General features: G+C 66.4%; 17 protein-coding genes and 2 tRNA genes. 10 read left to right on the top strand and 9 right to left on the bottom strand.

All coding sequences use genetic code 11. The annotated features are described in order from the left end of the window. Positions 1-157: 157 nt before the first annotated feature. On the top strand, positions 158-2,161 hold the full coding sequence (locus QY917_RS04210; protein WP_123676354.1) for a U32 family peptidase: 2,004 nt from the start codon (positions 158-160) through the stop codon (positions 2,159-2,161). Between the two features lie 298 nt (positions 2,162-2,459). Then, positions 2,460-3,740: an O-acetylhomoserine aminocarboxypropyltransferase/cysteine synthase family protein gene (locus QY917_RS04205; protein ID WP_123676355.1), complete on the top strand. Its 1,281-nt coding sequence runs from the start codon at positions 2,460-2,462 to the stop codon at positions 3,738-3,740. 68 nt (positions 3,741-3,808) lie between these two features. Here QY917_RS04205 and egtB read toward each other — a convergent pair whose 3' ends face one another. The 4 genes from egtB to QY917_RS04185 all read right to left on the bottom strand — a co-directional run bounded on the left by egtB (position 3,809) and on the right by QY917_RS04185 (position 8,228). Beyond that, positions 3,809-5,110 carry an ergothioneine biosynthesis protein EgtB gene (egtB, locus tag QY917_RS04200; protein ID WP_302079264.1) on the bottom strand — a complete coding sequence of 434 codons (1,302 nt, stop codon included), beginning with the start codon at positions 5,108-5,110 and terminating at the stop codon, positions 3,809-3,811. Between the two features lie 79 nt (positions 5,111-5,189). Continuing rightward, positions 5,190-6,191, bottom strand: a complete 1,002-nt coding sequence (gene egtD, locus QY917_RS04195) for an L-histidine N(alpha)-methyltransferase (RefSeq protein ID WP_123676357.1) — start codon at positions 6,189-6,191, stop codon at positions 5,190-5,192. Positions 6,192-6,488: 297 nt separating this feature from the next. Beyond that, positions 6,489-7,076 carry an OmpW family protein gene (locus tag QY917_RS04190; RefSeq protein ID WP_011805496.1) on the bottom strand — a complete coding sequence of 196 codons (588 nt, stop codon included), beginning with the start codon at positions 7,074-7,076 and terminating at the stop codon, positions 6,489-6,491. Positions 7,077-7,229: 153 nt separating this feature from the next. Next, on the bottom strand, positions 7,230-8,228 hold the full coding sequence (locus QY917_RS04185; protein ID WP_123676358.1) for a DUF808 domain-containing protein: 999 nt from the start codon (positions 8,226-8,228) through the stop codon (positions 7,230-7,232). A gap of 115 nt (positions 8,229-8,343) precedes the next feature. On the opposite strand from QY917_RS04185, the gene QY917_RS04180 reads away from it, so the two are divergent. Continuing rightward, positions 8,344-8,775 (top strand): hypothetical protein, encoded by a 432-nt coding sequence (locus QY917_RS04180; protein WP_123676359.1) that lies wholly within the window; start codon positions 8,344-8,346, stop codon positions 8,773-8,775. A gap of 19 nt (positions 8,776-8,794) precedes the next feature. On the opposite strand, the gene purL is transcribed toward QY917_RS04180, so the two are convergent. Next, entirely contained in the window at positions 8,795-12,829 is a 4,035-nt protein-coding gene (purL, locus tag QY917_RS04175) for a phosphoribosylformylglycinamidine synthase (RefSeq protein WP_123676360.1), read from the bottom strand. Positions 12,830-13,007: 178 nt separating this feature from the next. Between purL and map the strand changes: the two genes are divergently transcribed. Both map and QY917_RS04165 read left to right on the top strand, forming a co-directional pair. Beyond that, positions 13,008-13,823 (top strand): type I methionyl aminopeptidase, encoded by an 816-nt coding sequence (map, locus tag QY917_RS04170; RefSeq protein ID WP_011805500.1) that lies wholly within the window; start codon positions 13,008-13,010, stop codon positions 13,821-13,823. A gap of 59 nt (positions 13,824-13,882) precedes the next feature. Continuing rightward, positions 13,883-16,537, top strand: a complete 2,655-nt coding sequence (locus tag QY917_RS04165) for a [protein-PII] uridylyltransferase (RefSeq protein ID WP_123676361.1) — start codon at positions 13,883-13,885, stop codon at positions 16,535-16,537. 58 nt (positions 16,538-16,595) lie between these two features. Here QY917_RS04165 and def read toward each other — a convergent pair whose 3' ends face one another. Beyond that, positions 16,596-17,135: a peptide deformylase gene (gene def / locus QY917_RS04160; protein ID WP_011805502.1), complete on the bottom strand. Its 540-nt coding sequence runs from the start codon at positions 17,133-17,135 to the stop codon at positions 16,596-16,598. Between the two features lie 105 nt (positions 17,136-17,240). On the opposite strand from def, the gene QY917_RS04155 reads away from it, so the two are divergent. From QY917_RS04155 to QY917_RS04145, 3 genes are all read left to right on the top strand, one after another. After that, positions 17,241-17,660, top strand: coding sequence for a YbaN family protein (locus QY917_RS04155; protein ID WP_123676449.1), 420 nt, complete (start codon positions 17,241-17,243; stop codon positions 17,658-17,660). A gap of 73 nt (positions 17,661-17,733) precedes the next feature. Beyond that, positions 17,734-17,809, top strand: a tRNA-Asn gene (locus QY917_RS04150). 52 nt (positions 17,810-17,861) lie between these two features. Further along, positions 17,862-17,937 (top strand) — tRNA-Asn (locus QY917_RS04145). A 121-nt stretch (positions 17,938-18,058) separates the two neighbouring features. On the opposite strand, the gene icd is transcribed toward QY917_RS04145, so the two are convergent. Next, a complete protein-coding gene (gene icd / locus QY917_RS04140) occupies positions 18,059-19,318 on the bottom strand; it encodes an NADP-dependent isocitrate dehydrogenase (protein ID WP_011805504.1) in 1,260 nt (419 codons plus the stop codon). Between the two features lie 276 nt (positions 19,319-19,594). On the opposite strand from icd, the gene QY917_RS04135 reads away from it, so the two are divergent. Further along, positions 19,595-19,858 (top strand): hypothetical protein, encoded by a 264-nt coding sequence (locus QY917_RS04135; RefSeq protein ID WP_123676362.1) that lies wholly within the window; start codon positions 19,595-19,597, stop codon positions 19,856-19,858. A gap of 95 nt (positions 19,859-19,953) precedes the next feature. Further along, positions 19,954-20,460: a DUF192 domain-containing protein gene (locus tag QY917_RS04130; protein ID WP_123676450.1), complete on the top strand. Its 507-nt coding sequence runs from the start codon at positions 19,954-19,956 to the stop codon at positions 20,458-20,460. Between the two features lie 233 nt (positions 20,461-20,693). Here QY917_RS04130 and QY917_RS04125 read toward each other — a convergent pair whose 3' ends face one another. Both QY917_RS04125 and QY917_RS04120 read right to left on the bottom strand, forming a co-directional pair. Further along, entirely contained in the window at positions 20,694-22,928 is a 2,235-nt protein-coding gene (locus QY917_RS04125) for an NADP-dependent isocitrate dehydrogenase (protein WP_015913126.1), read from the bottom strand. A 344-nt stretch (positions 22,929-23,272) separates the two neighbouring features. Next, a complete protein-coding gene (locus QY917_RS04120) occupies positions 23,273-23,854 on the bottom strand; it encodes a superoxide dismutase (RefSeq protein ID WP_135147742.1) in 582 nt (193 codons plus the stop codon). Positions 23,855-23,995 lie beyond the last annotated feature (141 nt).

Genomic DNA, 23,995 nt, shown 5'->3' with positions numbered 1-23,995 from the left:
GCTGGCGGTGGAAGCGGCAGGCGCACAAACCACACGCGCGCTAAGCGCCCTGTCCATGAACCATCCGGGAAAACCCGCAATTTTGCCAGACGCGTACCTGCCGCCGGGTACCCCCGCCCCGGCACGGCCGGGCGCAGACCGGGATAATTCACGCCCTATGTCCCACCTGCCCCACCAGCTCGAACTGCTCTCCCCCGCGCGCGACGCCGACATCGGCATTGAGGCCGTGAACCACGGCGCCGACGCCGTCTACATCGGCGGCCCCGCCTTTGGCGCGCGGGCCACGGCGGGCAACGACATCCGCGACCTGGAGCGACTCATCCAGCACGCGCACCGTTTCAACAGCCGCATCTTCATCACGCTGAACACCATTCTGCGCGACGACGAGCTGGAGGGTGCTCGCCAGATGGCCTGGCAGGTGTACGAGGCCGGCGCCGACGCGCTCATCATCCAGGACATGGGCCTGCTGGAGCTGGACCTGCCGCCCATCCAGCTGCACGCCAGCACGCAGACCGATATCCGCACGCCCGAGAAGGCGCGCTTTCTGCAGGACGCAGGCCTGTCGCAGATCGTGATTGCGCGCGAGCTGGATCTGCAGCAGATCCAGGCCATTCGCGAAGCCACCGACCCCAGCCGCACCACCATTGAATTCTTCGTGCACGGCGCGCTGTGCGTGGCCTATTCGGGGCAGTGTTTCATCAGCCATGCCCACACCGGGCGCAGCGCCAACCGGGGCGACTGCAACCAGGCCTGCCGCCTGCCCTACGAGGTGCTGGACGGCGCCGGCCGCATCATCGCGCACGAGAAGCACGTGCTGTCGATGAAGGACAACAACCAAAGCGACAACCTGCGCGCGCTGATCGACGCCGGCGTGCGCAGCTTCAAGATCGAGGGCCGCTACAAGGACATGGGTTACGTGAAGAACATCACCGCCCACTACCGCAAGCTGCTGGACGAAATCATCGAGGAGCGCGAGTTCACGGGCGAGCCGCTGACGCGCTCGTCCAGCGGCCGCACCACCTTCACGTTCGAGCCCGATCCCGACCAGAACTTCAACCGCGAGTTCACCGACTACTTCGTCAACGGCCGCAAGGAGGACATCGGCGCCTTCGACACCCCAAAGACACCGGGCCGCGCCATCGGCTGGGTGACGCAGATCGGCGACAACTGGTTCGAGCTGGAGGTGAGCGACAAAACCACCGAACTGCACAACGGCGACGGCCTGTGCTACTACGACCTGCAAAAGGAACTGGTGGGCGTGCACATCAACCGCGCCGAATGCGTGGCGCCCAAGAAGGGCATCTGGCGCGTGTTCCCCAAGAACGAGATCACCGAGTTCAAGGACCTGCGCAAGGGCCTGGAGATCAACCGCAACCGCGACATGGACTGGGTGCGCACGCTGGAGAAGAAATCCAGCGACCGTCGCATCGGCCTGTGGGCCCATCTGGCCGAGACCGCCGACGGCTTTGCGCTCACGCTCACCGACGAAGACGGCTTCGTCGGCAGCGCGTCGGTCATCCAGCCCCACCAGCCAGCCACCGATGCGGTCAAGGCCGAGGCCACGCTGCGCGAACAGCTCGGACGCTTTGGCGCCACCCGCTTCGCCGTGCACGCCATGGCGCTGCAGCTCTCGCAGCCGTGGTTCGTGCCCGCATCGGCACTGAACCAGTTGCGCCGTGACGCCGTGGTCGCGCTGGAGGACGCGCGCACCGCCGGCTTCGTGCGCCTGCCGCGCGCCGTGCCGGTGCAGCCACCCGTGCCCTTCCCCGAAGACACGCTGACCTACCTGGCCAACGTGTTCAACCACAAGGCGCACGACTTCTACGTGAAGCATGGCGTGAAGGTGATCGACGCCGCGTACGAATCGAAAGAGGAAGAAGGTGAAGTCAGCCTGATGATCACCAAGCACTGCGTGCGCTTCTCCATGAGCCTGTGCCCCAAGCAGGCCAAGGGTGTGATCGGCGTGAAGGGCACCATCAAGGCCGAGCCGCTGCAGCTCATCAACGGCAAGGAAAAGCTCACCCTGCGCTTTGAATGCAAGCCCTGCGAGATGCACGTGGTGGGCAAGATGAAGAAGTCGGTGATGAACCAGCACCTCAAGGACATGCAGGCCCAGCCCCTGCAGTTCTACCGCACGCGACCGGCGCCCACCTCCGCCTGATCCTGGCCTGCTGCCCAAAACATGGGCATCGCGTGCCAGGCCATGACTGGCGCGGCTTCGCGCAGTTGCCCACGGGGTTTTCCACAGCACAGCCCACAGGCTGCGGGGATAACGCGGCGCCTCGCCCCGCCCGGCGCCGCGCGGGCGCATATCGACATTGCCAATGCATCGTTGGCCTGTGGAGGGTGGGCCGCCATAATCGCGCGGCTATCTCCGCCCCAGGGCGCCCAGGGGCTCGCACTAGGAAGCGCCCCAGGACGCCGGGCCCCGCCCTCCCCTTCACCCGTAAAGGAAGCACATGCGCATCGAGACATTGGCCGTCCACGCCGGCTATTCGCCCGACCCCACCACCAAGTCCGTGGCCGTGCCCATCTACCAGACGGTGGCCTACGCCTTCGACAGCGCCCAGCACGGCGCGGACCTGTTCGACCTGAAGGTGCCCGGCAACATCTACACGCGCATCATGAACCCCACCACCGACGTGCTGGAAAAGCGCGTCGCGGCGCTGGAGGGCGGCATTGCCGCCGTGGCCGTGGCCTCGGGCATGGCGGCCATCACCTACGCCATCCAGGCCATCGCCGAGGCGGGCGACAACATCGTCAGCGCCAGCACGCTCTATGGCGGCACCTACAACCTGTTTGCCCACACCTTTCCCCAGCAGGGCATCGAGGTGCGTTTTGCCGACGCACGCGATCCCGCCAGCTTCGGCCAGCTGATCGACGCGCGCACCAAGGCCATCTTTGTCGAATCCATCGGCAACCCGCTGGGCAACGTGACCGACATCCGCGCCCTCGCCGACGTGGCCCATGCGCATGGTGTGCCGCTGATCGTGGACAACACCGTGCCCAGCCCCTACCTGCTGCGCCCCATCGAGCACGGCGCCGACATCGTGGTGCACGCCCTGACCAAATACCTGGCCGGCCACGGCAACAGCATGGGTGGCGCCATCGTGGACAGCGGCAAGTTCCCCTGGGCCGAGCACAAGACACGCTTCAAGCGCCTGAACGAGCCCGACGTGAGCTACCACGGCGTGGTCTACACCGAGGCCCTGGGCCCGGCCGCCTACATCGGCCGCGTGCGCGTGGTGCCGCTGCGCAACACGGGCGCTGCCATCTCGCCGCACAACGCCTTCCTGATCCTGCAGGGCATCGAGACGCTGGCGCTGCGCATGGACCGCATTTGCGAAAACACGCAGAAGATCGCCGAGGCGCTGCAGGGCCACCCCAAGGTGGAGTGGGTGCGCTACGCCGGTCTGCCGGACCACCCGGACCATGCCCTGGTGCAGCGCCAGATGAAGGGCCGCGCCTCGGGCATCCTGTCGTTCAGCCTGAAGGCCAGCGGCGACCCGCGCGCCGCCGGTGCGCGCTTCCTGGACGCGCTGCAACTGTTCACGCGCCTGGTGAACATCGGCGACGCCAAGTCGCTGGCCACGCACCCGGCCTCCACCACGCACCGCCAGCTCAATCCCGAAGAACTGGCCCAGGCGGGCGTGACCGAGGGCATGGTGCGCCTGTCCATCGGCATCGAGCATATCGACGACCTGCTGGCCGACCTGCACCAGGCGCTGGACGCGGTTTAAGCGATTTTCGGCTCTAGCGCTTTCCTGGCAAGCGCTAGTAGCTCCTGATTCAGGAGCATACCCACTGCTCAGCGGGCATCGCGTGCCAGCCGCAGGCCCGTGAACTGCCAGCGCGCCGTGGCGGGAAAGAAGTTGCGGTAGCTGGCACGCACATGGCCAGGCGGCGTGGCGCAGGAGCCGCCGCGCAGCACGTACTGGTTCACCATGAACTTGCCGTTGTACTCGCCCACGGCGCCGGGCGCGGGCGCGAAGCCGGGGTACGGGGCGTAGCTCGACTGCGTCCATTCCCAGACCTCGCCGCCCATCGGCTGGAAGGGATCGGCGCCGACCGCCGGCGCCGCTGGGCGGGGATGCAGCCGGCCGCCGTCGTCCAAGACATCGGCATCAGCGGGATGGTCCACGCAGCCCGCGGGCCCGGCACAGGCCGCCGCGGCCACCTCCCACTCGGCTTCCGTGGGCAGGCGCGCGCCGGCCCAGCGGGCAAAGGCATCGGCCTCGTAGTAGGACAGGTGCACCACCGGTTGCGCAGGATGCAGCGGGCGCTCGCCTGTTAGCGTGAATTCGCTCCAGCCGCCCGGCCCGCCGCCTTGGCCGCACTCCCCATCACCGCGCCAGTAGATCGGGTGCTCCAGCCCTTGCGCACGCCGCCAGTCCCAGCCCTCGGCCAACCAGTGGGCCGGCTCACGGTAGCCGCCGGCCTGCACGAAAGCCAGGTACTGCGCATTGGTCACTGGTCGGGTGGCGATCTCGAAGGGTTGCAGGAAGACGGTGTGGCGCGGCGTCTCGTTGTCGAAGGCGAAGCCCTCGCCATCGTGGCCGATCTGCGCCAGGCCGCCTTCCAGGCGCCGCCACGCGGTGTCTTGTGCCGCAATGGCGTCCGTCACCACGGCCGCGGCTGTGCCCTGGTAGGCCGGCCACAGCGGGTTGCACCAGAGCAGGTGCTTGACGTCGGTGAGGATCAGCTCCTGGTGCTGCTGCTCATGCTGCAGGCCCAGTTCCACCAGCGCCAGCACGTCACCCGGTACCTCGGGCTGCGACAGGAGCTGCTGCATGCGCGCATCCACGTCGGCGCGGTAGGCCCGCACGGTGGCCAGGTCGGGCCGCGTGATCAACCCACGCTGCGGGCGCGGGTGCTGCCGCCCCACGCCGTGGTAGTACGAGTTGAACAGCACGCGGAACGCCGGATCGAATGCTCGGAAGCCGCTCTCGTGCGCCTCCAGGACGAAGGTCTCGAAGAACCAGCTCGTGTGCGCCAGGTGCCATTTGACGGGGCTGGCGTCGGGCATGGACTGGGCGCAGCAGTCCTCGGCCGAGAGGGGCCGCGCCAGCGCCTCGGTGGCCGCGCGCACCGCGGCGTAGCGCCGCGCCATCGAGGGTTGCGACTGCTGCGGCGACGACGGCAGCGTGAGAGTCGAGGGTGGCAAGCGCATGTGGTATCCCCTGGCGGCATCACGCCTGGGCATGCACCATGGCGAACCAGCCGCGATCGTCCGTCCAGGCCTGCGTGCGCGTGAAACCCGCTTCGTGCAGCAACGCGGTGAAATCCGGCAGCGGGTACTTGTAGCTGTTCTCGGTATGGATGCGCTCGCCCGCCGCAAAGTCGCGCCCGCCGCCCGGCCAGCGCACGCGCTGCGGCCCCGCGGCCTCCAGGTGCATCTCGATGCGCGAGGCATGGGGGTTGAAGAAGGCGCGGTGGCGCCACTGCGCAGGCACGAAGTCGCTGCCGACCAGGCGGTTCACGTGGGCCAGCGCGTTGCGGTTGAAGGCCGCGGTCACGCCGGCGGCGTCGTCGTATGCGGCCTCCAGCACGGCCACGTCCTTGGGCAGGTCGAACCCGATCAGCAGGCCGCCATCGTCCAGCGCCAGTTCGCGCATGTGCCCCAGCAGGGCCAGTGCCTGGGGCGGGTCGAAGTTGCCGATGGACGAGCCGGGGTAGAAGACGAGGCGGCGCGCGCCGGGAACGTCCGGCGGCAGGTGCACACCCCGGGTGATGTCCGCGCCCACGGCACGGGCATGCAGGCCCGGCAGTGCCACGCGCAGGCGCGCGATGGCATCCCGCAGGTAGTCGGCGGAGATGTCCACGCCCACGAAGTGCGTGGCCCGCACCAGCGCGCAGAGCTCGCGCGCCTTGTCGCAATTGCCCGCCCCGGGCTCGATCACCACACGCGCCGGGCCTACGGCCTGGGCAATGGCGTGCCCGTGGCGCCGCAGCAAGGCACGCTCGGTACGCGTGGGGTAGTACTCGGGCAGGCGGGTGATGGCCTCGAAGAGTTCCGAGCCCCGCTGGTCATAGAAATACTTGGGTGAGAGCGCCGCCTGCGGCTGCAACAGGCCGGCCAGGATCTCGCCGCGTTCGTCGGCCGAGGCCACACCCGCGGGCGGCTGCGGCGGTGCCAGGCCGAGGTGGTGAAGGACGCCGTCAAGCCGAGCAAGGGGAGAAACTGCAGACATAGCGCTGCAGCGTAGGCCAGCGGCCAAATCGCCCGTGCAGTCCAACGACACCTCTTCAGGTAGGACGTACGCGCGATCTGCAGGGCAATCCACAGTGCACCTCTTGTGCCGGATTGCCCGCTGTGGTTGGCTTTTTCGCCGCCCTGCCAATAAAGGATCAAATCAAGCGGAAGCGCTTGCCCACCAAGCGCAAATAGCTCCTTCAATGAGAGCATCGATTTACCGTCCGCCGAGGATAAAAAAAAGGGCCGGCGCATGCGCCGGCCCACCCCACCATGAAGAACGGAACTTGCGTGCTTAGAAGCGGTAGCCCACGCCCACGCCGAACAGCACCGGGTCGACCTTGAAAGTGCCCACGCCGCGCACGTCGGTGTCGATGTACACCTTCTTCACGTCTACGTTCAGGGACCAGTTCTTGTCCAGCGCATAGTCGAAGCCCACTTGCAGGGCACCGCCCCAGCTGTTGCGCTTCACGTCCAGGCCCGCGGGCAGCTTCACGCTGGAAAAGCGCGTGTAGTTGACACCAGCGCCCACGTACGGCTTGAACGCGCCGAAGTTCGTGAAGTGGTACTGCAGCAGCAGCGAGGGCGGCAGGTGCTTGAGCGAGCCGATCTTGTCGCCGTTCAGGCGCACGTCGTGCTTTTGCGGGTAGGTCAGGACCAGTTCGGCAGCGAGGTTAGGCGTGAAGAAGTACGAGACGTCGACTTCAGGAATCCACTTGTCGTTGATGCTCACGCCCGCGTCGCCGGCGGCACCGTTGTTGGCGCTGTCCAGATGCACCGCGCGTGCACGCACCAGCCAGGAACCTTCCGCAACCTGCTGCGCGAAGGCAGCGCCGGAGGTCATCGCACACAGAACGGCCAGGGCCAGAAGATTCTTTTTCATGTTGACTCGATACGTTGGGTTGACCGGGGACGACCCCCGTGCACGTATTAAGCCCACGAGTAATATGGTCAATATTGCTGCAGATCAAACCCAGAATCTGTGTGTCTATTCGTATGTGTCTATTCCGTCACAAACGGCGGCATATGGCCTCATTCAATGCGTGCCATTGGCAGCCACCTTGCCGCGCAGCCGTCCCACCAGCGTCCACCCCGCCAGCACCACGGCGCCCGCCACCAAGCCCACCACGGCATTGAGCAGGTTGGTCACCAGCACCGACCACAGTCCGCCCAGCGGCCAACCCTGCACCGCCGCGCCCACGCCCTCGACGGCATGGTGCAGCGCCGGCACGCCATGCACCAGGATGCCCCCGCCGACGAGGAACATGGCTGCGGTGCCGACCACCGACAGCGTCTTCATGAGCCAGGGAGCGGCCGCGACGATGCCGCGGCCCAGGGCCTGTGCCGCGTTGCTGGCCTGGCGGCTGAGCCACAGGCCCAGGTCGTCCAGCTTCACGATGCCCGCCACGAGGCCATAGACCCCCACCGTCATCAGGACGGCGATGCCCGCCAGTACCGCCACTTGCTGCGCAAAAGGCGCGCCCGCGACGGCGCCCAGGGTGATGGCGATGATTTCAGCAGAGAGGATGAAGTCGGTACGCACGGCCGCCTTAATCTTGTCCTTCTCCACCCGCGCCAGGTCCACATTGGGATTGGCGTTGGCCTGCGCATGGATCGCGTGTTGCACGGCATCTTCCTCGGGCGTGTGCAAAAGCTTGTGCGCGAGCTTTTCGCAGCCTTCGAAGCACAGGAAGGCCCCGCCCACCATGAGCAGCGGCGTCACGGCCCACGGCGCGAACGCGCTGATGAGCAGCGCCGCCGGCACGAGGATGGCCTTGTTCACCAGGGACCCGCGGGCGACGCCCCACACGACGGGGATCTCGCGCTCTGCCCGCACGCCAGTGACCTGCTGGGCATTGAGCGCCAGGTCGTCGCCCAGCACCCCTGCGGTCTTTTGCGCCGCCACCTTGGTCATGACGGACACGTCGTCGGCCATGGCGGCGCTTTTCTTGGCGGCCACCTTGGTCATGAGGGCCACGTCGTCCAGGATGGTGGCGATGTCGTCAAGCAGGGTCAGAAGGCTGGCGCCGGCCATGGGTGAGTTCCTTTCAAGAAGCCGCCATTCTGAATGAAAACACCCCTAACGCATGTGGGACAAGCGCTGACAGCTATTGTTTTTGCAATACGGTGGGCAGGCGTACCATGGCGGCATGCCCTCTCGCACTGCGTCCTCGCGCCCCGTGCGCACCGCAGCCGCGCTGGCCGCGCTGGTGCTGTCCGCCTGCACCGGCCCGTCGGCGCGCCTGGGCGTGGGCGTGCCGGTGGGGCCGTTCAGCGTGGGCGTCGGCGTGGGTTCGGGCGGCGTATCAGCCGGGGTGGGCACCGGCGTGGGGCCGGTGGGCGTCGGAGTGGGAATGCACCCAAGCGGCCAGGTGACTGGGGGCGTGGGCGTGGGTGCCTCGGTTCCCATGGGCGGCGCACACGTCGGAGCCGGCGTGGGCTCATCCACCGTGCTGCACGATCCGTACCGGCCGCCGCAGCCACCCGCGCCGGCGGCGCCGTCTTCCGACAGTCCGCCGATGCAGTGGCGCGATTCGCACGGGCGCATCGTGCCCGAGTGCCAGGCGCGCGGCGGCTGCTAGCCGCGCGCCGCGGCGTCGATCACCCCACCCACTTGCGTGCGTTGCGCCACACACGCATCCAGGGGCTGAACGCGTCCTTGCCCCCCGTGGCGGCCAGATCGGTCCAGCTCATCTGGATGTTGCGGAACACACGCTCGGGGTGCGGCATCATGGCCGTGAAGCGTCCGTCCGCCGTCGTCACGGCCGTGAGCCCGCCGGCGCTGCCATTGGGGTTGAACGGGTAGCGCTCGGTCGGCTGGCCATGGTTGTCCACGAAGCGCATGGCACGCACCACCTTGGCGGCATTGCCACGGTACTGGAAGTTGGCATACCCCTCGCCGTGCGCCACAGCGATCGGCAGGCGGCTGCCGGCCATGCCCTGAAGGAAGATGCTGGGCGATTCCAGCACTTCGACCATCGACAGGCGCGCCTCGAAGCGGTGGCTCTGGTTGGTGGTGAAGCGCGGCCAGTCCTGCGCGCCAGGGATGATGTCGGCCAGTTCGGCAAACATCTGGCAGCCGTTGCACACGCCCAAGGCGAAGGTATCGCCACGCGCGAAGAACTGCTGGAACTGGGCCGACAGGCGCTCGTTGAACGTGATGGAGCGCGCCCAGCCGATGCCCGCGCCCAGCGTGTCGCCGTAGCTGAAGCCGCCGCAGGCCACCACGCCAGCAAACTGCGCCAGGTCGGCACGGCCGGTCTGCAGGTCGGTCATGTGCACGTCGAACGCCTCGAAGCCCGCCTCGGTGAAGGTGTAGGCCATTTCCACGTGCGAATTCACGCCCTGCTCGCGCAGCACCGCCACACGCGGGCGCGCGCCAGTGGCGATGTACGGCGCGGCCACGTTGTCCAATGGGTCGAACGTGAGCTGCACGTGCATGCCGGGGTCTGCGGGATCGCCGGCCGCGGCGTGCTCGCTGTCAGCGCAGGCGGGGTTGTCGCGCTGCTGGCAGATCTTCCAGCTCACCGCGTCCCACACCTGGTGCAGGTCCGGCAGGCTGGCGCTGAACACGGCCTTGGCATCGCGCCACACCTGCAACTCGCCCTTGCCCGCGTCGATGGGCGAGGACAGCGGGCGCGTCTTGCCCACGAAGTGGCTGCAAGTGGACAGTCCGTGCGCGCGCAGCGTCTGCATGACCTCGTTGCGCTCGCTGGTCCTCACCTGCAGCACCACGCCCAGTTCCTCGTTGAACAGCGCACGCAGCGTGCGCTCCTCGCGCCGGCCGCTGATCTGGGCGCCCCAGTTCTTGCCCTCGCCGCTGTCCATGCGGCTGTCGGTGACGCCGTCGCCCTCGGTGATGAGCATGTCCACGTTCAGCGCCACGCCCACCTGACCGGCAAAGGCCATCTCGGCCACGGTAGCCAGCAGGCCGCCGTCGCCCCGGTCGTGGTAGGCCAGGATCGCTCCTTTTGCGCGCAGCGCGTTCACGGCATCCACCAGGGCGATCAGATCCTTGGCGTCGTCCAGGTCGGGCGTCTCGTCGCCGGTCTGGTTCAGCACCTGCCCGAGGATGGAGCCGCCCATGCGCATCTTGCCGCGGCCCAGGTCGATCAGCACGAGGGTCGTGTCCTCTTCCTTGGCGTCGAGCTGCGGCGTGAGCGTGCCGCGCACGTCGGCCAGCGTGGCGAACGCGGTGATGATGAGGCTGACGGGCGAGGTGACCTTCTTGGTCTCGCCGTCCTCGCTCCACTGGGTGCGCATGGACAGGCTGTCCTTGCCCACGGGGATGGAGATGCCCAGCTGCGGGCACAGCTCCATGCCCACGGCCTTCACGGTCTCGTACAGCGCGGCGTCTTCTCCGGGCTCGCCGCAGGCCGCCATCCAGTTGGCCGACAGCTTTACGCGCGGCAGTTCGATGGGTGCCGCCAACAGGTTGGTGATGCTTTCCGCCACCGCCATGCGGCCCGACGCGGGCGCATTGAGCGCCGCCAGCGGCGTGCGTTCGCCCATGGCCATGGCCTCGCCGGCAAAGCCACGGAAGTCGGCCAGCGTCACGGCCGCGTCGGCCACGGGCACCTGCCAGGGGCCCACCATCTGGTCGCGGTGGGTCAGGCCGCCCACGGCGCGGTCGCCGATGGTGATGAGAAAGCGCTTGGAGGCCACCGTGGGGTGGGCCAGCACCTCGATCACGGCCTTCTCCAGCGGCAGGCCGTCCACGTTCAGCGGCGCGAAGCTGCGCTGCACGCTGGTCACATCGCGGTGCATCTTGGGCGGCTTGCCCAGCAGCACGTCCATGGGCATGTCCACAGGAAATTTCTGGTCGCCCGACGTGACCGCCGTGTCTTCCAGCACCAGTTGGCGCTCCTCGGTGGCCGTGCCGATGACGGCAAACGGGCAGCGCTCGCGCTCGCAGAAGGCCGTGAACTGCGCCAGCGACTCGGGCGCGATGGCCAGCACATAGCGCTCCTGGCTCTCGTTGGACCAGATTTCCTTGGGCGCCAGGCCGGACTCCTCCAGCTGCACGGCGCGTAGGTCGAAGCGCGCGCCGCGGCCCGCGTCATTCGTCAGCTCGGGGAAGGCGTTCGACAGGCCGCCCGCGCCCACGTCATGGATGGCCAGGATGGGGTTATCCGCCCCCTGCGCCCAGCAGTGGTTGATGACCTCCTGCGCACGGCGCTCGATCTCGGGGTTGCCACGCTGCACGGAGTCGAAGTCCAGCTCCGCCGCGTTGGTGCCCGTGGCCATGGAGCTGGCGGCGCCGCCGCCCATGCCGATGCGCATGCCGGGGCCGCCGAGCTGGATCAGCAGCGTGCCGGCGGGGAACAGGATTTTTTGGGTGAGCCGCGCGTCGATCGTGCCCAGGCCGCCCGCGATCATGATGGGCTTGTGGTAGCCGCGGATGATGGCGCCCTCGCCCGTTCCGACCACCTGCTCGTATTCGCGGAAGTAGCCCGTCAGGTTGGGCCGGCCGAACTCGTTGTTGAACGCGGCGCCGCCCAGCGGCCCCTCGGTCATGATCTGCAGGGGGCTGGCGATGTGCTCGGGCTTGCCCACCTCGCTGCCCCAGAGCTTGGACACGGTGAAGCCCGTGAGGCCCGCCTTGGGCTTGGAGCCGCGGCCGGTAGCGCCCTCGTCGCGGATCTCGCCCCCCGCACCGGTGGCGGCACCGGGGAACGGCGAGATGGCCGTCGGGTGGTTGTGCGTTTCCACCTTCATCAGAACATGGTAGGTTGCACTACGCTTTTGATAGCTTGGAGCGCTTACCTGTTGGGCGAAAGACTCGAATTTGGCGATGAATTGCTCGACCTCGCTGCCTTCCATGATGGAGGCGTTGTCGGCATAGGCCACCACGGTATGCTGGGGCGACACGGCTTCGGTGTTGCGGATCATGCCGAACAGGCTCTTGTCCTGCGCCACGCCGTCGATGGTGAACTGCGCGTTGAAGATCTTGTGGCGGCAGTGCTCGCTGTTGGCCTGGGCGAACATCATCAGCTCCACGTCGGTGGGGTTGCGCGCCAGGCCTGTGAAGGCGTTGACCAGGTAGTCGATCTCATCGTCGGCCAGGGCCAGGCCCCAGGCCTTGTTCGCAGCCTCCAGCGCCGCACGCCCGCCCTGCAGCACATCCACGAAGGCCATGGGCTCGGCCTGCAGCTCGGTGAACAGGCGCTGCGCCTCGTCCAGCGTGGTGACCACCGATTCCGTCATGCGGTCGTGCAAGAGCGCCGCAACCTGCTGCAGCTGCTCGGTGCTCAACTCGGGCTTGCCACCCAGCAGGCCGCCCTTGAGGCTGATGCGGTATTCGGTGATGCGCTCGATGCGGCGCACCGCCAGGCCGCAGTTGTGGGCGATGTCCGTGGCCTTGGACGCCCAGGGCGACACCGTGCCCAGGCGCGGAGTGACATACAGCACCATGCCGTCCCGCGGGCCGGCGTATGGGTCGCCGTAGGTCAGCAGCGCGGCCAGGCGCTCGCGCGCGGCGGCATCGGGTGCGGCGTCGCCGGCCACCAGGTGCACGAAGCGCGCCGCAATGCCGTCGATCTTGGGATGAATGGCCGCCAGGGCGGGTTGCAGTTGCTGGGCGCGGAAGGTGCTGAGGGCATTGCCGCCCTCCAGCGGGGTGATGTGCAAGGTCACGGTAGCGGCCTGTGTGGTGGCAGAAAGAGGCGTTTCGCCCGCTGGTTGAGGCAGCCGCTGAATGGGGCCGCCGCGCCGGCAGCGCGTGTTGGTGGGAGCCCGCTATTTTAGCCCGCGGCACCCGCCCTTGCCCGCCCCGCGCCCACAGGGGGCAAAGGCCGATGGGATAATTTGCGCCATGAGCATCACCATCAAAGACGCGCAGGGCATCGCCGGCATGCGCGAGGCCTGCCGCTTGGCGTCCGAAGTGCTGGACTACATTGCCCCACACATCAAGCCCGGCATCACCACCGCAGAGATCGACCGCCTGGGCGCGGAATGCATGGCCGCCCAGGGCACCGTGTCCGCCACCATCGGCTACCAGCCTCCGGGCTACCCGCCCTACCCCGGCCACCTGTGCACCTCGGTCAACCATGTGGTCTGCCACGGCATTCCCAACGACAAGCCGCTCAAGAAGGGCGACATCGTCAATGTGGACGTCACCGTGATCACCAAGGACGGTTGGTATGGCGACAACAGCCGCATGTACCTTATCGGCGAATGCTCCATTGCCGCCAAGCGGCTGTCGCAGCTCACGTTCGAATCCATGTGGCTGGGCATCCAGCAGGTCAAGCCGGGCGCGCGCCTGGGCGACATCGGCCACGCCATCCAGAAGTTCGCCGAGGGCCACGGCCTGTCGGTGGTGCGCGAGTTTTGCGGCCACGGCATCGGCCAGAAATTCCATGAGGACCCGCAGGTGCTGCACTATGGCCGCCCCGGCACGGGCGAGGAGCTGGTGCCCGGCATGACCTTCACCATCGAGCCCATGCTCAACCTGGGCAAGCGCGACATCAAGGAGCTGGGCAAGGACGGCTGGACCATCATCACCAAAGACCACAGTCTGTCGGCGCAGTGGGAACACACCGTGCTCGTGACCGAGACCGGCTACGACGTGCTGACCCTCTCCGCCGGCTCCCCCGCGCTGCCGGCCTTCGTCACCGCCACCACGACCTGAGCCAGGCCGCCGCGCCCAGAGCGCCGCAAGGCATGCACGGTTCTTGCTAAACGTCCTCCATGCCTTCCATCCCCCCCTGCCCCCCCGCCACTGCACCGGATCTCGCGCAGCTGCATGCGCTGCGCGACGCCTACCGCCAGGACAAGGCCGCCCTGCTGGCGACCCTGCGCGCGCCCGGAGCGTCCACGCGCGGCGTGCGCAGCCTGCTGCATCGCCTCTCCTCGCTGACCGACGGCCTGCTGTGCCGGCTGTGGGACCGCGCGCAGTTGCCTGAAGGCATGGCGCTGGTCGCCGTGGGGGGCTACGGACGCGCACAGCTGTTCCCTTATTCCGACGTGGACGTGCTGCTGCTGCTGCCGGACGGCATGAGCGTGGCCGCGGGCCATGCAGGTGCGGCGCCCTGCACGCCGATCGAGACCTTCATCGGCAGCTGCTGGGACGCGGGGCTGGAGGTTGGATCCAGCGTGCGCAGCGTGGCCGAATGCCTGAGCGAGGCCGCCGCCGATGTGACAGTGCAGACATCGCTGCTGGAAGCGCGCCTGCTGTGCGGCAACGCCGCGCTGTTCGATGCGTTCCGCCAGCGCTACGACGCGCAGATGGACCCGCGCGCCTTTCTGGTCGCCAAGACGCTGGAGATGCGCCAGCGCCATACGAAATACGAAAACACCCCCTACGCGCTGGAGCCCAACTGCAAGGAGTCGCCTGGCGGCCTGCGCGACCTGCAGCTCATCCAGTGGGTGGCGCGCGCCGCGGGCCTGGGGCGCAATTGGCGCGAGCTGGCGGCCAGTGGCCTGGCCACACCGTTCGAGGTGCAGCAGATCGAGCGCAACGAGGCGTTGCTGTTCCTGATCCGCGCACGCCTGCATGCGCTGGCCGGCCGGCGCGAAGACCGCCTGGTGTTCGATCTGCAGACCGCCGTGGCCGAGACCTTCGGCTACCGCTCCACCGCACCGGACGGCCAGCGCCTGGCGATGCGTGCCAGCGAGACGCTGATGCGCCGCTACTACTGGGCCGCCAAGGCCGTGTCGCAGCTGTGCCAGATCCTGCTGCTAGGCATCGAGGAGCGACTAAACCCCTCCACGCATGAACTGCGTCCGATCAACCCGCGCTTCTTCGAGAAGGCCGGCATGATCGAAGTGGCCAGCGACGACCTGTACGAAAGAGAACCCCACGCCGTCCTGGAAACCTTCCTGCTCTACGAGACCACCGTAGGGCTCAAGGATCTGTCGGCACGCACGCTGCGAGCGCTCTACAACGCGCGTGGCGTGATGGACAGCGAATTCCGGCGCGACCCCGCGAACCGCGCGCTGTTCATGCAGATCCTGCAGCAGCCCGCAGGCATCACGCATGCCATGCGGCTCATGAATCAGACCTCCGTGCTGGGCCGCTACCTGTGGCCCTTCCGGCGCATCGTGGGGCAGATGCAGCACGACCTGTTCCATGTCTACACGGTGGACCAGCACATCCTGATGGTGCTGCGCAACGTGCGGCGTTTTTTCATGGCAGAGCACGCACATGAATACCCGTCATGTTCACAGCTCGCCGCAGGCTGGGACAAACCGTGGATTCTCTACATCGCTGCGCTGTTCCACGACATCGGCAAGGGGCGCGGCGGCGACCATTCACAGATCGGCGCGCAGGAAGTGCGGCGCTTTTGCCGCCAGCACGCGGCGCACGGCATCACGCGCGAGGACGCGCGGCTCATTGAATTCCTCGTGGCCGAGCACCTCACCATGAGCCAGGTGGCGCAAAAGCAGGATCTGTCCGACCCCGACGTGATCGCCGCCTTCGCGCGCCGCGTGGGCAACGAGCGCTACCTCACCGCCCTGTACCTGCTCACCGTGGCCGACATCCGTGGCACCAGCCCCAAGGTGTGGAACGCCTGGAAGGGCAAGCTGCTGGAAGACCTGTACCACGCGACGCTGCGTACCCTGGGCGGGCGCGCACCCGACGCCGCCGCCGAGATCGAGGCGCGCAAACGCGAAGCGCTGGTGCTGCTGGCATTGGCCTCCCAGCCCCACGAGGCGCACAAGAAGCTGTGGGATACGCTGGACGTGAGCTATTTCATGCGCCACGAGGCGGCGGACATCGCCTGGCACACCCGCCACCTCTCGCGCCACGTGGGTGCCGGCAAGCCGGTGGTGCGCGCACGCCAGTCGCTGGCGGGCGAAGGCCTGCAGGTGCTGGTGTATGCGCCCGACCAGAGCGACCTGTTCATGCGCATCTGCGGCTACTTCGACCGTGCGGGCTTTTCCATCCTGGATGCGCGTGTGCACACCGCCAACAACGGCCATGCGCTGGACACCTTCCAGGTCGTTGCCTCCAGCCAGCCAGGCGCCTACCGCGAGCTCATTCACATGGTCGAGAACGACCTGCTGCGCGCCATCGAAGACCCGCGGCCGCTGCCCGAGCCTACGCGCAAGCGCGTGTCGCGTCGCGTCAAGAGCTTCCCCATCGCGCCGCGCGTCACGCTGCGCCCTGACGAAAAGGCCCAGCGCTGGCTCATCAGCATTTCCGCCAGCGACCGTGCCGGCCTGCTGTACCTGGTGGCGCGTGTACTCTCGCGCCACGGCCTCAGCGTGCAGTTGGCCAAGGTGAGCACGCTGGGCGAACGGGTGGAGGACGTGTTCCTGGTGCAGGGCCCGGAGATGCAAAACAACGCGCGACAGATCCAGATCGAGACCGAGCTACTGCAGGCGCTGGCCGATCAATGACTATGATTTCGATAGCTGCTTGCGCTTGCCACAAGGGCGCTACAGCCTGATTGAGCGCTCAATCGTCTTCTACCGCACCAATCTCCGGAAACAACACCTCCGTGTAACCGAACTGCGTGAAATCGCGCACGCGCATTGGGTAGAGCTTGCCGATCAGGTGGTCGCACTCGTGCTGCACTACCCGCGCGTGGAAACCTTCCGCCACACGATCGATGGGCGCGCCCAGCAGATCGACGCCGCGGTAGTGGATGCGCGCAAAGCGCGGCACCTTGCCGCGCAGGCCCGGCACGGACAGGCAGCCCTCCCAGTCGTCCTCCTCGTCGGCGCCCAGCGGCGTGATCACGGGATTGATGAGCACCGTGGGCGGCACGATGGGGCGGTCGGGATAGCGCGGGTTGCGCTCGCCGGAGCCGAAGATCACCACCTGCCAATCCTCCCCGATCTGCGGTGCTGCCAGGCCCGCGCCGTTCACGGCCTGCATCGTCTCGCGCATGTCGTTCACCAGTTGGTGCAGCGCGGGCGTATCGAATGCGGTAACGGGTTGGGCCACCCGCAACAGTCGCGGGTCGCCCATCTTCAGGATGGTGCGGATGGTCATGGTGGGTCTGCGGGCTGCAGCCGCCAAGCGCAGGGCATGGCGAAAGGCATGGCGGCGTCCCTGCCTTGGAGCATAACGCCCGGCAACACCTGCACAATGGCAGGCATGTCTCCGCCGCCCGAGCCACTGCCGCCCGTCCCTGAGCAAGCGCCCCTGCCCGCGCTGGCGCGCTGGCTCTTGCTGGTGTTTGCCGCACTCTGCCTGGCGATGGGGGTGATCGGCATCGTCGTGCCGGGCCTGCCCAGCACGGTGTTCATCCTCATGGCAGGCTGGGCGGCCGCGCGCAGTTCGCCGCGCCTGTACCGCTGGCTGTGGTTTCACCCGCTGTTCGGCTCCATGCTGCGCAACTGGGCCAACGGCGGACGCGTGAGCCGCCATGCAAAGTGGAGCGCCACCTTCCTGATGGCCCTGTGCGCGCTGGTGCTGTTGGTGGTGCATATCCCGCGCTGGGCGTCCATCAGCGCGGTGGTCAGCATGGCCTGCGTACTGGTGTGGCTGTGGCTTCGCCCTGAGCCGCAGCGCTGACATCGCCCTTCGCATCCCTTGCACAGCACAGTGCCAAGACGGCACTTTTTTATGTATATAATCTAAGTCTTGTTCCTCGATAGCTCAGTCGGTAGAGCGACGGACTGTTAATCCGCAGGTCCCTGGTTCGAGCCCAGGTCGAGGAGCCAAATTCCAAGCCTTGCAATTGCACAAGGCCTGCCAAAAACAAACACCGATCATTCCTCAATAGCTCAGTCGGTAGAGCGCCGGACTGTTAATCCGTAGGTCCCTGGTTCGAGCCCAGGTTGAGGAGCCATTCAAGGCCATTCCAGCATCTGTTGGGATGGCCTTTTTGCTGGGCGCTGACCTTGCGCTAGGGCAAAAAAACCCGCCGACCAGCGGCGGGCCCAGTCACGCACCCGTGGTTGGCGGGGCGCTTACATGTGGTCGATCATCACCTGCCCGAAACCCGAGCAGCTCACCTGCGTGGCCCCGTCCATGAGGCGCGCAAAGTCATAGGTCACCTTCTTGCTCTGGATGGCCTTCTCCATGGAACTGATGATCAGGTCGGCCGCCTCGGTCCAGCCCATGTGGCGCAGCATCATCTCGGCCGAGAGGATCTCGGAGCCCGGGTTGACATAGTCCTTTCCCGCGTACTTGGGGGCCGTGCCATGGGTGGCCTCGAACATCGCCACGCTGTCAGACAGGTTGGCACCCGGGGCGATGCCGATGCCGCCCACCTGCGCCGCCAATGCGTCGGAGATGTAGTCGCCATTCAGGTTCAGCGTGGCGATCACGCTGTACTCGGCCGGGCGCAGCAGGATCTGCTGCAGGAAGGCGTCGGCGATGCTGTCTTTGATGGTGATGTCCTTGCCGGTGCGGGGATTCTTGATGCGCATCCACGGGCCGCCGTCGATCAGCTGCGCCCCAAATTCCTGGGCTGCCAGTTCATAGCCCCAGTCACGAAAGCCCCCTTCGGTGAACTTCATGATGTTGCCCTTGTGCACCAGGGTCACGCTGGGCCGGTCATTGTCGATGGCGTACTGGATGGCTTTGCGCACCAGGCGCTGCGTGCCCTCGCGAGACACCGGCTTGACCCCGATGCCCGACGTCTCAGGAAAGCGGATCTTCTTGACGCCGAACTCCTCCTGCAAGAACTTGATGAGCTTCTTGGCCTTGTCCGACTCGGCCTCAAACTCGATGCCGGCATAGATGTCCTCGGAGTTCTCGCGAAAGATGACCATGTTGGTCTTCTCGGGCTCACGCACCGGCGAAGGCACGCCCTTGAAGTAGCGCACTGGGCGCAGGCAGACGTACAGGTCCAGCTCCTGGCGCAGCGCCACGTTCAGCGAACGGATGCCGCCGCCCACGGGCGTGGTGAGCGGCCCCTTGATGGAAACCACATAGTCGCGCACAGCGTGCAGCGTCTCCTCGGGCAGCCACACGTCGGGGCCATAGACCTTGGTGGACTTCTCGCCGGCATACACCTCCATCCAGTGGATCTTGCGCTGCCCGCCATAAGACTTTGCCACCGCCGCATCCACCACCTTGAGCATCACGGGCGTGATGTCCATGCCCGTGCCATCGCCCTCGATGAACGGGATGATGGGCTGGTGGGGCACGTTCAGCGACATGTCGGCGTTGACGGTGATCTTCTGGCCCTGGGGCGGAATCTGGATGTGCTGGTAGCTGGTCATGAAGAAGGTCTCCTGTAGGTGCGTGCGCAAGGCGGCGGGCTGCTCGCGCAGGAACGGGGCCCAAAGATTCTAGGGCAAGGCTGCAGGGGTGGCCCGCCCCGCAGCGCATGTCGGCCCGGCATGATGACCCGCGAAGGGGCGCTGTCAACGCGCGCTCCGGGAAGCCGTTGAGACAGGGCGTGCAACAGGCTCCGCGGCCGACGCACGCATCCGTGCCATGCGGCCTGGCCGCCTGGCGTATACCGGTATACCGACCCTTCCAAGGAATTGGCACATATGAAAAAACTCCTCGCTATCCTGGCCGGCGGTCTGCTCGCAACGGGGGCCTTCGCGCAAGCGACCCCTGCCACGCCCGCAGTTCCCGCCACCCCGGCCGTTGTGGCCGCCCCCGACACGGCCGCCCCTGCGGCCGCCGCACCGGCTCCGGCCGCCGCGCCCAAACCCGCCAAGCTGCGCAATCACCACGCCAAGGCGCCCGCCAAGCACAAGAGCGCCAAGGTCGCCAAGAAGACCGCCAAGCGAAGCAAGACGGCCGCCTGATCGCCGCGGCCACTGCTGAACAGCCCGCTTCGGCGGGCTTTTTGTTGCCTGCTACGCTCGGGGTTCCGCATTGCCCCTGCCAACCCATGTCTTCCATGCCCATGTTTTCGCTCACCGCACCTGCCATGCCCATCGCGCGCTTGCTGCGCAGCTTTCTGTCTCCCCTGCTGGCATACGGCGTGGCCTTAGGCCTGTGCGCAGCCGCAGCGGCGCAGGGTGTTCCGCAAATGAACCTGCCGCGCGTGGAGTTGCAGGCCGGCATGCACCGCATCGACGCCCAGGTCGCCACCGCGCCGCAGGAGCGCCAAGTCGGCCTGATGCACCGCCGCGACATGCCCATGCACGAGGGCATGCTGTTCGTCTTCGAGCAGCCGGCCACGCAATGCTTCTGGATGCGCAATACGCTGCTGCCGCTCACCGCGGCCTTCGTGGCCGACGACGGCACCATCGTGAACCTGGTGGACATGCAGCCGCTGTCCGAAGAATCGCACTGCTCCAAGCGGCCGGTGCGCTTCGTGCTGGAGATGAACCAGGGCTGGTTCGCCAAGCGCGGGCTGAAGGCGGGCAGCAAGCTCAGCGGAAGGCCGTTTGCGCAGCGGTAGAGCGCTATTTATTCAGGAGCTGGCAGCGCTTTCGCCGCAAGGATTTCATGAAATATTTACCTTGAAACCATTGCGTATCAAGCGCGAACAGCTTCATTTTTTATAGCATCCCGTCCGCGATTGCGAGGTTCCACCCCACCCAAAGGGCGTGCAAAAAAAACCGGCCTCCCCTTGCGGAAAGGCCGGTGACGGCCAGGTGCCAACGGCCGGGATGACGCCCGGCCGGTGCTCCGTCAGGCGAGCGCTGCGATGGCCGCGTTGAACGTGGCGCTGGGGCGCATCACGGCGTCCAGCTTGGACAGATCGGGCAGGTAGTAGCCACCGATGTCGGCGGGCTTGCCCTGCACCACGCGCAGTTCCTCGACGATCTTGGCCTCGTTATCGGCCAGGGTCTTGGCCAACGGAGCGAACTTGGCGGCCAGCGCGGCGTCCTCGGACTGCGCGGCCAGGGCCTGGGCCCAGTACAGCGACAGATAGAACTGGCTGCCGCGGTTGTCGATCTCGCCCACCTTGCGCGAGGGCGACTTGTTCTCGTCCAGCAGCTTGCCGGTAGCCTGGTCCAGCGTCTTGGCCAGCAGCTTGGCGCGGGCGTTGTTTTCCTTCAGGCCCAGGTCTTCCAGCGACACGGCCAGCGCCAGGAATTCCCCCAGCGAGTCCCAGCGCAGGTAGTTCTCTTCGACCAGCTGCTGCACGTGCTTGGGAGCGGAGCCGCCCGCGCCCGTCTCGTACATGCCGCCGCCGGCCATCAGTGGCACGATGGACAGCATCTTGGCGGAGGTGCCCAGTTCCATGATCGGGAACAGGTCGGTCAGGTAGTCACGCAGGATGTTGCCGGTCACCGAGATGGTGTCCAGGCCACGCGCCACGCGCTCCAGCGTGAAGCGCATTGCACGCACCTGGCTCATGATCTGGATGTTCAGGCCGGTAGTGTCGTGGTCCTTCAGGTACTTCTCGACCTTCTTGATCAGCTCGTTCTCGTGCGGGCGATAGGGGTCCAGCCAGAACACGGCGGGCATGCCGGAGTTGCGCGCGCGGGTCACGGCCAGCTTCACCCAGTCGCGGATCGGAGCGTCCTTGACCTGGCACATACGCCAGATGTCGCCGGTTTCCACGTTCTGCGACAGCAGCACTTCACCCGTGGCGATGTCCACGATGTTGGCCACGCCGTCTTCGGCGATCTCGAAGGTCTTGTCGTGCGAGCCGTATTCCTCGGCCTTCTGCGCCATCAGGCCCACGTTGGGCACGGTGCCCATGGTGCGCGGGTCGAAGTTGCCGTGCCACTTGCAGAAGTTGATCATCTCCTGGTAGATACGGGCGAAGGTCGACTCGGGCATCACGGCCTTGCAGTCGTAAGGCTTGCCGTCGGCGCCCCACATCTTGCCGCCCTGGCGGATCATGGCGGGCATGGAGGCGTCCACGATGATGTCGTTGGGCGAGTGGAAGTTGGTGATGCCCTTGGCGGAGTCCACCATGGCCAGCGCCGGACGGTGCTCCTGGCAGGCGTGCAGGTCGCGGATGATCTCTTCGCGCTTGGAGGCCGGCAGCGTCTCGATCTTCTCGTACAACGTGGCCATGCCGTTGTTGACGTTGATGCCCAGCTCGTCAAACAGCGCGCCGTGCTTCTCGAAGGCTTCCTTGTAGTAGATCTTCACGCAGTGACCGAACACGATCGGGTGCGAGACCTTCATCATCGTGGCCTTCACGTGCAGCGAGAACAGGATGCCGGCTTCCTTGCAGTCGGCCAGTTCCTTCTCGTAGAAGGCGCACAGGGCCTTCTTGCTCATGAACATGGAGTCGATGATCTCGCCGTCCTTGAGCGCGACCTTTTCCTTCAGCACGACGGTCTTGCCGGACTTCGTCTCCAGCACCATCTTTACGTCGCGGGCCTTGTCCAGGGTCAGGGACTTTTCGCCATGATAGAAGTCGCCCTCGTGCATGTGGGACACATGCGTCTGCGACCACTGCTTCCACTCGCCCATGGAGTGCGGGTGCTTCTTGGCGTAGTTCTTCACCGCAGCAGGCGCGCGGCGGTCGGAGTTGCCCTCGCGCAGCACCGGGTTCACGGACGAGCCCAGGCATTTGCCATAGCGGGCCTTGATGGCCTTTTCCTCGTCGGTGGTGGGGTTCTCGGGGTAGTCGGGAAGGTTGTAGCCCTTGCCTTGGAGTTCCTTGATGGCGGCGATCAACTGCGCCACAGACGCACTGATATTGGGCAGCTTGATGATGTTGACGTCGGGCTCGAGCGTCTTCTTGCCCAGTTCAGCCAGCGTATTGGGTACGCGCTGCTCGGGCGTCAGGAAGTCTGGGAACTCACCCAGGACGCGCGCCGCCACGGAGATGTCGCTCTCGGCCACTTCGATACCGGCCACCGACGCGAAGCTGCGCACGATGGGCAGGAAGGAGGCCGTGGCCAGGCGGGGAGCCTCGTCGGTCAGGGTATAGATGATGGTGGGTTTCTGGGTGCTCATCTCGTCTCTCAGGTAAACAAAACAGAGGTTTTGCGCCGCCGGTCCGCGGCCTCGCGCGCAGTCATCCGATGTGACAGTCCGGATTGTGCGCGAGTCGTTGCGCGGAAATCGTGTAATTTGCAATCGAATATCGCATTGCAAAAAATTGACAGGGGAACTGGCACTTTTTTTTGCAAGTCTTCTACAAGACTGTCGTCCCGCTGCCAAATTACCCAGTGAGGCCGTACCCAGTGAGGCCGCCACCCGGCCCATCAAGCCAGACAAAAAAACGGCCCGCAGATTCCTCTGCGGGCCGTTTGTCTTTGGGTCGCTCAACGCCGCAGGGCGCGGCGTGCGCTTTCGGCTCAGGCGAAGTTGGCTTCGGCGAACTTCCAGTTCACCAGCTTGTCCAGGAAGGTCTCGACGAACTTGGGACGCAGGTTACGGTAGTCGATGTAATAGGCGTGTTCCCATACGTCCACCGTCAGCAGCGCCTTGTCGGCCGTCGTCAGCGGAGTGCCGGCGGCACCGGTGTTCACGATGTCCACCGTACCGTCGGCCTTCTTGACCAGCCAGGTCCAGCCGGAGCCGAAGTTGCCCACGGCGCTCTTCACGAACGCTTCCTTGAACGCGGCGTAGCTGCCCCACTTGGCATGGATCGCCTGGGCCAGCGCGCCGCTGGGCTCGCCACCGCCGTTGGGGGCCATGCAGTTCCAGAAGAAGGTGTGGTTCCAGATCTGCGCGGCGTTGTTGTAGATACCGCCGGACGACTTTTTGACGATCTCCTCCAGCGTCATGTTCTCGAACTCGGTGCCCTTTTGCAGGTTGTTCAGGTTCACCACGTAGGCGTTGTGGTGCTTGCCGTGGTGGTATTCCAGCGTTTCCTGGCTGTAGTGCGGGGCCAGGGCATCAATCGCGTAGGGCAGCGGAGGCAGGGTATGTTCCATGGTCAAGTCCTTCGTGGGTTGGGATGGGGGAGATCGCGGCCACCAGGGCGCGGCGAAGCAACGGGCATTGTAGGAAAGTAATAGCACTCGCCGCTGTAGGCGGGCGGCGACTCCTGCCCTCTGGTACGGGATTGACCCGCG

Origin of the sequence: Diaphorobacter sp. C33, from assembly GCF_030503915.1 — a bacterium.
Lineage (GTDB): Bacteria > Pseudomonadota > Gammaproteobacteria > Burkholderiales > Burkholderiaceae_C > Diaphorobacter > Diaphorobacter nitroreducens.
This window is presented reverse-complemented; position numbering and strand designations above follow the sequence as displayed.